The sequence below is a fragment of the Neobacillus sp. GCM10023253 genome, assembly GCF_042653105.1.
Classification (GTDB): Bacteria; Bacillota; Bacilli; order Bacillales; family Cytobacillaceae; genus Neobacillus; species Neobacillus citreus.
In genome coordinates, this window is the sequence record NZ_JBHSHV010000012.1 from 95311 (window position 1) to 108004 (window position 12694).

Below are 12694 nucleotides of genomic sequence, written 5' to 3' on the forward strand. Positions count from 1 at the left end.
CAGCCTCTTTTTTTATTCCTTACCCTTCAATTACTTTAGTCGGCAATACTTCTTTTATCTTTTGCAGTACATCTTGTTCTAGAGGTTCTTCCAACAGGATATGGACAGTGCCTTGATCCTGTTCACTTCTTATCAGCCGACCCACACCTTGCCGTAATCTAAGCAACATGTAAGGAAGGTCCACCTCATTAAATGGGTCAGCCATTCCTTCCTTTTTGGCCGAAAAAACGGGGTCATTCGGCGGGAAAGGCAGTGAAAAAATCAGGACATTTTCCAGTGAGCGGCCGGGGATGTCAAGACCCTCCCATAGGTGGATGGAGCAAAGCACCGAATTTTCCTCATTTTGAAACTTGGAGACTAGTGTGCTAATCTCCTCATCACCTTCATAGTAGATTGGAAACTTCTGCTCTTCTTTTAGCCGTTCCTTTAAATTCCTCATTTCATCATGATTATTTAAAAGAATAAGAGCCCGCCCTTCTGTCAAACTGACTTTCTCAATCACATAATCGATTTTTTTATTGATGGCATCTTGTTTAAAAGATGGCAGGAATACCTTCATTTTCTCGTCATAATCAAATGGGGAAGCAACCGAACAAGAAAGGTAATCATCAACCCCTAAACTGGACGCGATATAATCAAAAGATTTCTGATTGGACATGGTGGCGGATGAGAAGATATAAGGCTTTTTCTGGGAAAATACCTCTTCCCGTAAAACCTCCTCCACCATTTTCGGCATGATGACAAGGGTACGCTCACCACTGCTTTCTTCCAGCCAAGTAATTCCATTTAGCTCTTGAAGGAAGAGTGATAAGGAATATGTGATTTGCTCCAAGTATTCCTCAACAATTTTTAAATCATATTCGTTGATAACAAACATTTCACTTTCAAAGACAAGTTCCTCTTCCAATGACTGTAATATCGAAAGAAGTTTACGGCAATTTTTCATGACCAAAGGGTGCCTATGAATGATCTCTTTATCCGATCCCATTGCGGGTTGTGAAAACTGTGCTAGGCAATCGAAGAATTCATCATTATCGACAAGCGCTTGTTCTATCGTATAAAGTGTTTTTTCGCGGACATCATTTTCCATTAGTCTGGTTAAGAGTGTATCAAGCGTGTAATCTGTAAACCGGTAGCTTAGCGCCTTCTGTGCCGCATATTCAAGCAAATGCCCTTCATCAAATACCACTGATGAATGTTCCGGCAATAGCGGCAGCTGACCTTCCCGTTTCCGGGCCTCTTTTGTCCAAACATGCTCCATATAAAAATCATGGGAACAAATAATTATATCCTTTGCATGCCGATAGAATTCCCGGTGTAAGGTGAGACCACAGCGATGGCGCTTTTCACATGAGAAACAGTCCTGGAGCTTGTCCCAGCTGACAGTTTGCCATACTTCATCGGAAAGTGCTGGATAGTCTCTTCTGTCGCCGTACTTTTCAAATTGCATCATGGAACCTTCCATATGAACAAAATCAGGAAGATTCTCATAAATATCAAGAACTTCATCAGAAAAATGACTATTTCTGCCATTTTCGAGCTTTCTTAAGCATAAGTATTGATCTTGGGATTTGGCCAAGCGGACATCTATATTCAAGTTTAGAGCCTGCTCAAGCTTGGCAATATCTCCTTCCTTCTTCACCAGCTGCTCGATTAAAGTTTCATCAGCACAGGCAATCACAGCCGGCCGGTTTGTATAACGGGCATACATAATGGCATAGAGCAAATAAACGATTGTTTTGCCTGTCCCTACTCCGGCTTCAGCAAACATGACCTTTTTCTCTTTAAATGCTTTTTCAAGCTGAAAAGCCATATAGATTTGTTCATCGCGGATTTCAAACCCGGATTCCGGCAAAATGTCATAGAAGACGTCACCAATCCATTCGCCTAACTTATCATAAAATGTTTCTGTTTTCGAAACTGTAAATGGCATGCGGTTTTGCATCCTATCCCTCCAAAAAGAAAAGCGTCAAAAGACGCTAAAATTATTCCTCAATTATTGTCATTTTGCCTTGACGGCCTTTTTCCCCAGTATTGGTAATAATCTGTTTTGATAAATCCGTTGAACAGCTTTCGTTTCTTTGTGGCCGGCTTGCCGTATAGTTGTTCGAAATCCTCGTTTGAGGTCAAGATGTAAATCGACCAAGTGTCAAGCGGCCTAAAGGCTTGGCCCATTTCCCGATACATTTGCTCCACTTCGGCCTTTTCTCCCAATCTTTCTCCATATGGCGGATTGCCGATAATCACACCGTATTCCTTTTTCGTTGAAATATCTTTTACTTGCATTTGTTTAAACTGAATCAGGTCGCCAAAACCTGCTTCGAAGGCGTTTTCCTGTGCCATTTTGACCATCCGATGATCAATATCCGATCCGCTTATATCAAGCGGTGTATCGTATTTTGCCAGGTCCTCTGCCTCTGTCCTAACTTCATCCCAAACCCTGGAAGGCATCCAGTTCCAGCCCTCGGAAACAAAATCCCGATTAAAACCAGGTGCGATATTTTGGCCAATCAGGGCCGCCTCAATCGGAATCGTTCCCGACCCGCAAAAAGGATCGATAAACGGACGGTCTGGCCGCCAATTGGTCAGCATGATGAGCGCAGCTGCCATTGTTTCCTTTAACGGGGCAGCCCCTTGGTCAGCGCGGTAGCCCCGTTTATGAAGGCCGGTGCCGCTCGAATCAATCGTAATAGTGGCCGTATCCTTTAACAATGCGACTTCGATTCGGTATAAAGCACCATTCTCATCAAACCATGTTTTTTTATACTTCTGTTTCAATCGTTCCACAATGGCCTTTTTTACGATGGCCTGACAATCAGATATACTAAATAGCTTCGATTTCACAGATTTTCCAAGCACCGGAAATTCAGCATCCTCCGGTAAAAACTGCTCCCAGGGAAGCGCCTTTGTTTTTTCAAATAATTCATCGAAAGTATACGCCTTGAATTCACCGACTATAATCTTAATCCTGTCTGCTGTGCGGAGCCATAAATTGCTCCTGGCGATGGCATATTCATCCCCGCTGAAGATTACCTTTCCATTATCCACCTGACAGTCGTAGCCAAGCGCCCGGACCTCCTGAGCGACAAGCGCCTCCAAACCCATGGCTGCGGTTGCTATAATTTGATATTTTCCCATTCTTTCACCCTTAATCGTTTATGTATCAAATAATTGTAAAGTTTGATTTCCCAATATCATTATGGTCTAAAAACAAGCTTCGGATTCAGTTAACAAATAAAAAGCCCTCCCGTTTAAGGAGAGCTGTTCATTTCCATCAAAACTATCCATTAATAACGTTCTATAAGCCATGTTCTGTGCCTCCGTACTGCAAACGACTTACAAGTCTCGTACTGAGGCGGTAATCATCTATCTACAGATTCACGTGGAACCTGTCCTTCTCCTCGTTGATTTCCGATAGAGAAAGTGCCCCTACCATAATTTGGGTTTCTCGCTCGTGGGGTTTACCCGTTCCACCCTCCTCATTTCTAAGGAGGTAATCGTCACTGTGGCACTTTTAAAGGTACTCCTACCATATCCAAAGGACTTAGGTATTTTCCCAGCCGTCAACCGAATGAGCTACCCGGCTGCCCTAGCTTATGAATTCGCTAGGCACGAACACTACGAGCATCTCAGCTCGTGCGAGCATGGACTTTCCTCTGCAAGAAGACTTGCAGCGATTACCCGAACGTCATTAACGTTACATTGTCTATTATATGTATATCGTTCAGCATTATCAATGGTTATTCAAAGGAAATGAGGGTATTATTTGTTATTCGTAAAGCTTGCTGCCGAATACATGCTTTTCAAGATTAGACAGGCGCTTTAAAATATCAAAATTGGTTGTCCCAGCAGGCTGTGCAGCAGGTTGCCTTTTTGCTGTATCTTCCAGCTGTTTGCGAAGCCTTAGATTTTCTTGCTGAAGATCTTCTATTTCCTGATGGAAAGTACCATAATCTTTAATAATCAAATCCAAAAACTTATCAACATCTTCTTGTCTATAACCACGTACGCCAGTTTTGAACTCTTTTTCCAAAATATCCTTTGCAGTTAGTTTCACTTTATCTGACAGCATTCCAATCACCTCAAGTTTAGCCAATCATTACCTATTATTTTTTCAAATATAAGCGGTTTTGTCAATTTTCAATTACAGTAAAGTAATTCAGCAGACATTATATTATATTTAGTATATTCTAAAATATTCGAGCAGGATTAAAAATCAGACTGTTTAAGCTGTTCTTCTTCGACAATCATCTGCAAATCATAAAAGGTAATCAGCTCAATCGAATAGGGATGATTTTTTTGATAATCAACAGCTAGTTCGTACAAATATTTTGGGCTTCCTTCCTTTTCCTGATCAAACAAGAGCAGAAGGCCATCACTCTTTTCAATAAAAAATTGATTTTTCAATCGGAATTGCCACGGTTTTTCATAGCCCTTTTTCGTAACTGAATCAATAAAATCCGCTTGCATGAGAACAGATTCGTACCATTCCTTATTGTTTTCATTCCAAGATGCTTCTTGATTTAAAAAAGGAGTGATAACGGCTAGCTTCAAATCTGGAAATTCCCCCTGCAGGTCAAAAACAGTTTCAGCTGCCCAAAGCTCCACTCCTAACTGTCCGCTGATCAGTACCCATTCCAGTCCATCTTCAAGCATGGGTACCAGTGATTTTTTGATAGCCGCTTTTATAAAATTTGCCGATGGATGATCTTTTTTAAAAATTCCTAATTCAAATGGTTTATATCCGGAAATGGCTAATACCTTAAGCAAGAATATTCTCCTCAAATGAAAAAATTTTTTAAAAGGGACAAACATTTTATTACCATTAGCATATTATAAAGTAACAAAATAAAAAACAAGGGCTAAAAGCCCTTGTAAGATTAGTCAAACTTTTAAGGTCTTGGTCCCATGAAAGGACCAGGTCCAGGTCCAAATCCAGGTGCGCCAAAGCCAGGGCCTGCCATACCAGGGCCTGCCATACCATAACCTGGCATATTCGGCATTACATTTGGCATCGCATTTGGCAATGCGTTTGAAACAGGCATTACTGCTTGCGGTGCACATGGGTTGCAGCAGTTGATGTGCTGGTTACATACCTCATCACAGCATGAAGCTGATTGCGGGCAATAATGTTTATGCTCAAACATATGATGATTCACAGTAGTAGTGTGAACCGGATGAATATGGGGCACCACCGTTGTAGAGAAAGTATGATTCACAATGTTTGTCGTCGGATGAACCACCGGCGGGGCAAAATTAGTTCCTAGAAACATGTTAAGCTCTCCCTTCTTTTCTTTATTCTGTTTACATTAACAGCCTATGAAAAAAGGGTTACTCTTGTACTAAGGAAAACACCTATTTTTTATAATAATACCGGCTTCCTTGGGTTTATATCCTTATAACATAGTATAAAAGCTATCTTTCAAGCTTGTAAAAACAACAGCAGTTAAACAAACAACAACGAAAAATAAAAACAAAATTGCTTTATACATCCTACCCACTCCATAAAGTTTTTGCGCTTTTTTTACACAGCACACAATTTATAATTTTACCTATTAAGACGACAGTAAACAATATGGAATTTCAAATTTTTCAGCATTAAATTGTGAACTTTTTGTTACATATTTTTAATAACCGTTAATTAAAGAAATTTAACGTGGGCTTTTAATGATTTTTCGATTCAAACGCTCTTTTCGTGCTTGTAACTGGTCCATTGAAGGATCACCTGAAAGATTGTGCAAACTAGGGGTTCGCTCACTTATAATGATAGCTTGGCTACAGTATTGAAGAGCTAATTCTAAATCCTTTAATCTATGCTCATAGATTTTAGCCAATTCTACACATGCATCAAGCGCAAGACGCCCCTCCCCAGATTGGACAACCTCGGTAAACAAATTTCTTGCTTTGTCCCATTCCCGGTCTTTTTTATACTGAAACGCAAGAGCAAGCTTTGCTTGGCAAGCTGTAACATCCTGCCCGTCTGTGAGTTTACCGAGGACTTTTTCTGCTTCATCCTTTTCACCGATAGCCGCAAACCAGCGGCCTACTTCAAAGGTTTCCTTTCTGGTAGAGTCGTGGTCTAATCCGCATAATTGAAAGGTCAGATGTGTATACAAAGTGACAAGCGACAATATATCAATTTCATTATGCTTGAGTATGCCAATCATGCCATCGGGCTTTTTGTTTTCAACGAAATCAAAATAAATCATCGGAGCTAAAAATCCCGGAATATCGTCAACCCTTTCTACCCCGAGAACCTCTTTTTCCACTACTGCTAATTTCAACCGTTCTAATTTGTGCTTCCAGAGTCTTTTGGCAGCGTGAAACAAGTCGAAATGACCAAAAGACGGAAGCCTTGGAACATGCTCTCTTACAAGCGTATGTCTCGTTTTGACCTGCGGCCAGTCAAAGGCTTTCCCATTATAAGTGACAAGTGTCCGATAATTAATCTTTTCCAGAAAGCTTTGGTATAGCGGGACCTCGGCACCGGGATTTGGGAGGATATGCTGTCTTAAAATCAACTCTTCTCCCTCAATGCTGGCATACCCCAATAAGAAAATGGTATTGCCCGTCCCGCCGCCTAGCCCCGTCGTTTCTGTATCGAAAAAAAATAATTCTTCCGCCTGAAACCCTTTAGCAGATAATGGATGAGCGGCTGATTGCTGGTTCCAAGTTTCCATTGCCGTCAGAAAATCACGAAACCGATAATGGCCGTGCCGTTGGTCAAGCGGATATTTTACCTCTCTTATTAAACAGAAGTTTTCGTCTAAATAATAAGGAGAAACATGTTCTTGCTCCCATTGCTCTTTGTAAGGTATCTCAACGAACGTTTCTACTGAAGAGGGAACAGCCTTTTTATCTGAAGAATTCCCCGTCGACAAGTGGGGCTTTAAGCGATTCAATTTATTTTTTAAAGACATCCTCGCACTCCCCCTTACCGCGATGATGATTCTAAGAAGGCATCAAGAATCATTAATGAATCATGTTTGGCTGCATCTCCAACTGCATCCGTGCCAATGCATGATGGACACCCTGATTCACATTGGCAGCGTTCAATCATTTTTTTGCTTTCGAGCAAAACCTCTGCCATCCCTGAATATATTTTTTCACTTAAGCCAATTCCTCCAGGATAGCGGTCATAAAAAAAGATGGTTGGCTTTTCATTATGGTCGGCCTTAACCTGCGGAATGACATGAATATCCTGCGGGTCGGCCATGACAAACAATGGGGCTATTGACCTTAAAGCATGGGCCGCCCCAACAAGTCCTTGCTCCAGCCGAACAGCCCCCAATTCTGAGAGCGCCCTATTAAGCGAAATCCACGCGGCATTCGTATGAAGTTCCTCTTCCGGTAGGTGGATCGGACCGGAACCGATATTCTCATGAGTTTCGAATTTAATTTTTTTAAAAATGGTCGCCATAGCCCTGACGCTGACATCCCCATAACCAATTTCCGCTTCATTGACCGGATGCAGTTTATCAACCTCAAGTACTTTTAATTGAACCGCTAAATTGGCATCTGTAAAATAATCAACATCCACCTCACGGACAAATGCCTTTTTTTCGTCCCAATCCAGTTTTTCCACTTGAAATTGAGTGCCTTGGTGCAAATAAATGGCCTCATCGTGAAGCAGTGTCATTGCCGAAAAACGGTCCATTTCCCCGATGACCTTTACACTAGCAATATCGGTTTGGTCGACAATGATGACATTTTCTTGGGAAGCGGACCGCAGGCTGATATTGTGGGCCGGGAAAGAGTCGTTCATCCAGTACCATTTATCGCCGTTCCGATATAGAACTCGCTCTTCAGTTAAGTATTCCAAAAGCTCCTCAGTTCCCACATTACCGAACTTTTCGTCAGCCTTAAATGGAAGCTCGTAGGCGGCACATTTCATATGGTCAATCAATATGATTAGGTTGTCCGGATTAATCCGTGCTGTTTCCGGGCTTTTATTGAAGAAATAATCAGGATTTTGGATGATATATTGATCCAACGGACTCGAGCTTGCCACCATGATGACAAGAGCCTCTCCATGCCGTCTCCCTGCTCTTCCGGCCTGTTGCCAGGCACTAGAGATGGTTCCGGGATAACCTGTCATAATACACACCTGAAGTTGTCCAATATCGACACCAAGTTCAAGAGCATTCGTACTTACAACACCGTATATTTCCCCGGAACGCAAGCCTTTTTCTATTTTCCGTCGCTCTGTGGGGAGATAACCGCCGCGATACCCCATAATCGATTTGCTGCCCAACTCGTGTTTCACCAGTTCCTGGAGATACGTTAAGATAATTTCAACTCGTACCCTGCTTCTGGCGAAAACAATCGTTTGGATTTTGTTTTTTAACAGTTCCCCGGCAATTTTCCGAACCTCAAGAGTCGCACTTCTTCTAATGTTTAATGGTTTGTTGACAATTGGCGGATTATAAAAAACGAAATGCTTCGTTCCGCTTGGTGCCCCGTTGTTGTCAATCAGGACCATGTTTTCCTCAGTAAGGTTTTCCGCCAGTTCGAGAGGATTTGCGATCGTCGCAGATGTACAAATGAATACAGGATTGCTTCCATAGTAATGGCAAATCCGTTTTAGCCTCCTAATCACATTTGCCACATGACTGCCAAAAACGCCGCGATACGTATGAAGCTCATCAATCACGACAAATTTGAGATTTTCGAATAAAGATACCCATTTTGTATGATGGGGCAGGATGCCAGAATGCAGCATATCAGGATTGGTGATGACAACATGGCCTGCTTTTCTGACCCGCTGGCGGATATTTGCCGGTGTGTCTCCATCATACGTATAGCTGTTAATATCCATGGAGGCCGCTTGGATAATTTCGTTTATTTCACTTTTTTGATCCTGGGCGAGTGCCTTTGTCGGAAACATATACAGCGCTCGTGTGCTCGGGTCATTTAATATAGATTGAAGAACTGGCAGATTGTAGCAAAGTGTTTTTCCTGATGCCGTTGGTGTAACTGCCACAATACTTCTTCCTGCCATCGTCGCTTCGTATGCTGATCTCTGATGGGTATAAAGCTCGTCTATCCCTTTTTGATTAAGCGCTTCATGCAATAGCGGATGTAAATCCCTAGGAAATGTTACCGTTTGGGCTTCTTTCTTAGGGAGTGTATGCCACGCAGCGATATTATCTTTAAAATCCTCATTTACTTTAATATCTGAAAGGATGGCCTGCAAATCTTTTTTCAACTTCATCTAGCTCACCTCATTACTTCTATTTTAGCGAATGAACGTTCGGAGAAAAAGAGGAAATTTATATTTTACAAATACCTTTTTTTTATTCGGCCAAATTTTGTTACAATAGAATATATCGAACGAAACTGAAGGTGATGTAATGAAAATCGATGAAATTAAAAGGGTGCTTTCCGAATTTACTCTCTTTCGCTCTTTAAACGACACGGAATTATCCAAAGTTACCGACATTGCGATTGCTAGAGAATGGAAGAAAAATAGCCATGTTTTTCATCAAGGGGATCCGCTTGAAAATGTTTATTTCATTTTTGATGGAAAGCTTAAAATTTATAAAAGCGATGTAAACGGGAAAGAACAAATCGTGGCCATTATGAAAAAAGGGGAAATGTTTCCCCATGTCGGCTTTTTCCGAAAAGGAGACTATCCAGCCTACGCTGAGGTTCTAGAGCCTTCAACCCTGATTGCCGTGCCGATTTCCAAGTTTGAAAATGTTTTGATCGAAAATCCCGAGCTATGCATTAAGGTATTTAAAGTACTTGGTGAAAAGATCGTCGACCTGCAAAACCGGCTGGAAGAGCAAATTCTCAATAATACCTATGAACAGATTGTCAAACTGCTAATCCGCCTCGCCCAAAAGCACGGTAAAGAACAAGAGGATGGTACTATATTGTTAAAATCGGAATTTACCAATAAAGACCTAGCCAACATGATTGGAACAACACGCGAAACCATCAGCAGAACATTGACAAAAATGAAAAAAGACGAATTAATCGAAGTCGATGAAGAGGGCGACATGATCCTCGATATCGAAATCCTTATGGAAGAAATTCATTTAATCTAAATGAAAACTGCCACCGCAAGCTTATGCGGTGTTTTTTTTTGTATGAAATGGGCACCGGGTCGGGACTAAACGCATATGATATCGTGTGAAAAATTGGAAAGAGAGGGTTTTAGGATGTCTTCTAATCTTCCGAATGATAAAAATCATGAGAAAAAGCCTGTTTCCGAACCGTTTAGTCATTTGATGAAATCCATGAATGATTTTTTCATGGAGAAACCTATTAGAGGATTCTTGCAGTCCATCGATGATTTTTTCAAAACACCTTTTCCGTTTGATAGCAGCGGAGGCTTTCACGTAGAGACTGTTGAAAGAGAAAATGAATATTTAGTGTCGGCCGAACTCCCCGGTGTCAAAAGAGACCAAATCCATCTTAATATCACCGGAAACTACTTAACCATATCGGTTGAGAATAAAGAATTAGAAACCTCAGAGGATGAGCGAAATCAAATTTATCAGCGCCGTTTTGTCAGACAGCAAACCGCAAGAACCATCTCCCTGCCTCATATGATTAATGACAGAAAAATTAATGCCTCCTACCGGGACGGATTACTACAAATCCGCATCCCCCGCGAAAAAGGAAAAATTATTGAAATTGACGAGTAAGAATAATCATTTTCCATAATATATAAAAAAGACGGCAACGCTTGCCGTCTTTTTTATTACGCTTTAAAAATGCCGCTAAAGTTTTTTACTAAGGAAGAAACCTGCGTAACCGCATTCACCATCTGGCCCGCTGTATTCATCATTTTATTAAAATCAACTGAGCCATCCTGCGATTTAAAGGAATTCATTAAGGACTGCATACCACTTGGCTGTTTCGGAATAAAGCTTTGTTTAGGATATGGGTTCATAACCGGATATCCATTCATTGGCGCATATGGAGCAGGATACATATCCTCCTTTGGCTGCAGGGGATTCTGAAATAGGAATTGTGAATCCTTTTGCGGATACTGGGAGTTTTGATAGTTCATATTCTGTGCGTTAGACCCAAGCTGATAAGCCGGCCCCATTGGCTGGAACGTACTTGGATGATAGCCTCCCTGCGACTGGAAAGTGTTCCAGGTCTGATTCTGAACAGGAGGCTGATATGGAAAAGCTTGATTTCGCATTACTAAATGCCGGTTCCATTGTTGGCCAACTGGACCATATTGCATCATTTGTCCCGAATATCCATTATGAAAGAAGGTATTTGGTCTCATTTTTCCAAACACGGGCAAACATCTCCTCCGTATTTATCTCTGCTTCACATTATGAAAAAAAAGCCTAATTGGTGATTCAAGGAAATGTCAAAATTTCAAAGATTTTGTCTAAAGTTTAAATTTTTGAAAAAATAATAATCTCTTAATTTCATGTTACGATAGTAAAAATGATGAAGGAGGAGTAGGAATGGACATACGCGAATTAAAAGTGAGATTTAGTCAAAACCGTGATTACACCACTGATGATGTTAATGCACTAATGGATTTTGTTAAAAAGGCCTATATCTTCAATGAAATTAGCATTAAAGAATATCGCAATCTTGTCCGTGAACTTGAAAATCAAGGTGCGGTGCCCCCAGAGGCAGCGCAGGAAAACTCCCTCATCGAACATAATAGTTAGTCAAAAAAAGAGATGCTCATGCATCTCTTTTCTCTTTATTAACTTCTTTTAAAACTTCCGTCAGAAAAAATTCGACTGTCCGCTGGGCATTTAGAAATCTTGATTTGCTTGTTTTCGGAAAGAAAGCCTGGATGGAGAGCTGTTCAATATGTTCTGAAACAGATTCGACTTGCTGAATGCGGATATGTTTTAATGGAAGGTTTATAAGCCATTTTTTCATCTCCTCTTTCCACTCTCCGTTTATTGAGTTAACCTTATTGGCAAATGGCTTTATCACCTTATCAAAATTTTGTTCACTCCCCGTTTCTCTTGCTTCCTGAAAATGCCTCAAAAATTCTTCATTGAATGATAATAACTCCTTTGTTAAATGCTCTATTTCCTTTTCCAAGAATGCTCACTCCCTTCCCGCCAAATAAAAAAGCAGCACTATTTTAAATGCCACTTTTAGATTTAAAACTATGATACCGAATATTAAAAACCCATTTCAAGCTTTAATGATTTTGCGGAATGGTGGGAAAGCGGATTTTGGACCATCTCTCCATTCAAAAGCATTTGGTCTGTAATTCTTTCCAACTTTGTAATTTTTTCAGCCGAATCAAGCAGTCTATCTTGTTCCCTTTGATCAAGCTCGATGCGAAGTTCAGAAAAGGATGCTTTTAGTGCCTCATCTAATTCTTCCAATTGGTCATATATCCCCGCCAGCTTAGACAGGAGCCTATCCTTATCACTAAATGAACTATTCATTTTCTAAAACCTCCCCCACGTTTTTCCTAAAGTTAATATTCTCTTTCCAATCAATGGTTCCTTCACCCTTGACAAAACTAGAAGCATTTCGGCAAAGAAAGTGCCATTCTGGCATATTCTCTATTTTCATTCGACAGAATCTAGAATCGTATGAAAACCAAAATTCAGCACATGATATTAGTGGAGGTGTTTATTTTGTCTAACAACAATAAACAAAACAAAAGCCAACCGCGGCAATCTGATACAGAAAAAAGAACAGGTTACGGCGATAAAAAGTTAGAAGGACCAAACCGACCGGC

General features: G+C 40.9%; 13 protein-coding genes and 1 other RNA gene. 3 read left to right on the forward strand and 11 right to left on the reverse strand.

Annotation, left to right across the window (positions count from 1 at the left end; genetic code table 11):
- Positions 1-19: 19 nt before the first annotated feature.
- The 8 genes from ACFPA1_RS14460 to ACFPA1_RS14495 all read right to left on the reverse strand — a co-directional run bounded on the left by ACFPA1_RS14460 (position 20) and on the right by ACFPA1_RS14495 (position 9214).
- A complete protein-coding gene (locus ACFPA1_RS14460; protein ID WP_213145070.1) occupies positions 20-1945 on the reverse strand; it encodes an ATP-dependent DNA helicase in 1926 nt (641 codons plus the stop codon).
- Positions 1946-1992: 47 nt separating this feature from the next.
- Entirely contained in the window at positions 1993-3138 is a 1146-nt protein-coding gene (locus ACFPA1_RS14465; RefSeq protein ID WP_213145069.1) for a THUMP domain-containing class I SAM-dependent RNA methyltransferase, read from the reverse strand.
- Between the two features lie 158 nt (positions 3139-3296).
- Positions 3297-3689: RNase P RNA component class B (gene rnpB / locus ACFPA1_RS14470), an RNA gene on the reverse strand.
- Between the two features lie 80 nt (positions 3690-3769).
- A complete protein-coding gene (gpsB, locus tag ACFPA1_RS14475; RefSeq protein ID WP_213120405.1) occupies positions 3770-4072 on the reverse strand; it encodes a cell division regulator GpsB in 303 nt (100 codons plus the stop codon).
- Positions 4073-4209: 137 nt separating this feature from the next.
- Positions 4210-4770: a DUF1273 domain-containing protein gene (locus tag ACFPA1_RS14480; RefSeq protein WP_213145068.1), complete on the reverse strand. Its 561-nt coding sequence runs from the start codon at positions 4768-4770 to the stop codon at positions 4210-4212.
- Positions 4771-4892: 122 nt separating this feature from the next.
- Positions 4893-5273, reverse strand: coding sequence for a CotD family spore coat protein (locus ACFPA1_RS14485; protein ID WP_213145067.1), 381 nt, complete (start codon positions 5271-5273; stop codon positions 4893-4895).
- Positions 5274-5651: 378 nt separating this feature from the next.
- Positions 5652-6920 (reverse strand): ribonuclease H-like domain-containing protein, encoded by a 1269-nt coding sequence (locus ACFPA1_RS14490; protein WP_378583907.1) that lies wholly within the window; start codon positions 6918-6920, stop codon positions 5652-5654.
- Between the two features lie 14 nt (positions 6921-6934).
- The gene (locus ACFPA1_RS14495) at positions 6935-9214 is read right to left on the reverse strand and encodes a DEAD/DEAH box helicase (protein WP_213145065.1); all 2280 of its coding nucleotides are present in this window, start codon (positions 9212-9214) and stop codon (positions 6935-6937) included.
- A gap of 139 nt (positions 9215-9353) precedes the next feature.
- Here ACFPA1_RS14495 and ACFPA1_RS14500 point away from each other — a divergent pair, with 139 nt between their 5' ends.
- Entirely contained in the window at positions 9354-10052 is a 699-nt protein-coding gene (locus ACFPA1_RS14500) for a Crp/Fnr family transcriptional regulator (RefSeq protein ID WP_213145064.1), read from the forward strand.
- Positions 10053-10166: 114 nt separating this feature from the next.
- Positions 10167-10655 carry an Hsp20/alpha crystallin family protein gene (locus ACFPA1_RS14505; RefSeq protein ID WP_213145063.1) on the forward strand — a complete coding sequence of 163 codons (489 nt, stop codon included), beginning with the start codon at positions 10167-10169 and terminating at the stop codon, positions 10653-10655.
- Between the two features lie 56 nt (positions 10656-10711).
- Here the strand turns inward: ACFPA1_RS14505 and ACFPA1_RS14510 are convergent, their stop codons facing one another.
- On the reverse strand, positions 10712-11263 hold the full coding sequence (locus ACFPA1_RS14510; RefSeq protein WP_241114013.1) for a YppG family protein: 552 nt from the start codon (positions 11261-11263) through the stop codon (positions 10712-10714).
- Positions 11264-11438: 175 nt separating this feature from the next.
- Here ACFPA1_RS14510 and yppF point away from each other — a divergent pair, with 175 nt between their 5' ends.
- On the forward strand, positions 11439-11651 hold the full coding sequence (gene yppF, locus ACFPA1_RS14515) for a YppF family protein (RefSeq protein WP_213145062.1): 213 nt from the start codon (positions 11439-11441) through the stop codon (positions 11649-11651).
- A gap of 16 nt (positions 11652-11667) precedes the next feature.
- Here yppF and ACFPA1_RS14520 read toward each other — a convergent pair whose 3' ends face one another.
- Both ACFPA1_RS14520 and ACFPA1_RS14525 read right to left on the reverse strand, forming a co-directional pair.
- Positions 11668-12039, reverse strand: coding sequence for a DUF1798 family protein (locus ACFPA1_RS14520; protein WP_213145061.1), 372 nt, complete (start codon positions 12037-12039; stop codon positions 11668-11670).
- An 83-nt stretch (positions 12040-12122) separates the two neighbouring features.
- Positions 12123-12395: a hypothetical protein gene (locus ACFPA1_RS14525; protein ID WP_213145060.1), complete on the reverse strand. Its 273-nt coding sequence runs from the start codon at positions 12393-12395 to the stop codon at positions 12123-12125.
- Positions 12396-12694 lie beyond the last annotated feature (299 nt).

What these genes read in the sequence shown, in the direction of transcription:
- ACFPA1_RS14460 (WP_213145070.1), bottom strand. Translation starts at nt 1,945, where the DNA reads ATGCAAAACCGCATGCCATTTACAGTTTCGAAAACAGAAACATTTTAT.
- ACFPA1_RS14525 (WP_213145060.1), bottom strand. Translation starts at nt 12,395, where the DNA reads ATGAATAGTTCATTTAGTGATAAGGATAGGCTCCTGTCTAAGCTGGCG.
- ACFPA1_RS14485 (WP_213145067.1), bottom strand. Translation starts at nt 5,273, where the DNA reads ATGTTTCTAGGAACTAATTTTGCCCCGCCGGTGGTTCATCCGACGACA.
- ACFPA1_RS14495 (WP_213145065.1), bottom strand. Translation starts at nt 9,214, where the DNA reads ATGAAGTTGAAAAAAGATTTGCAGGCCATCCTTTCAGATATTAAAGTA.
- ACFPA1_RS14465 (WP_213145069.1), bottom strand. Translation starts at nt 3,138, where the DNA reads ATGGGAAAATATCAAATTATAGCAACCGCAGCCATGGGTTTGGAGGCG.
- yppF (WP_213145062.1), top strand. Translation starts at nt 11,439, where the DNA reads ATGGACATACGCGAATTAAAAGTGAGATTTAGTCAAAACCGTGATTAC.
- ACFPA1_RS14500 (WP_213145064.1), top strand. Translation starts at nt 9,354, where the DNA reads ATGAAAATCGATGAAATTAAAAGGGTGCTTTCCGAATTTACTCTCTTT.
- ACFPA1_RS14490 (WP_378583907.1), bottom strand. Translation starts at nt 6,920, where the DNA reads ATGTCTTTAAAAAATAAATTGAATCGCTTAAAGCCCCACTTGTCGACG.
- ACFPA1_RS14505 (WP_213145063.1), top strand. Translation starts at nt 10,167, where the DNA reads ATGTCTTCTAATCTTCCGAATGATAAAAATCATGAGAAAAAGCCTGTT.
- gpsB (WP_213120405.1), bottom strand. Translation starts at nt 4,072, where the DNA reads ATGCTGTCAGATAAAGTGAAACTAACTGCAAAGGATATTTTGGAAAAA.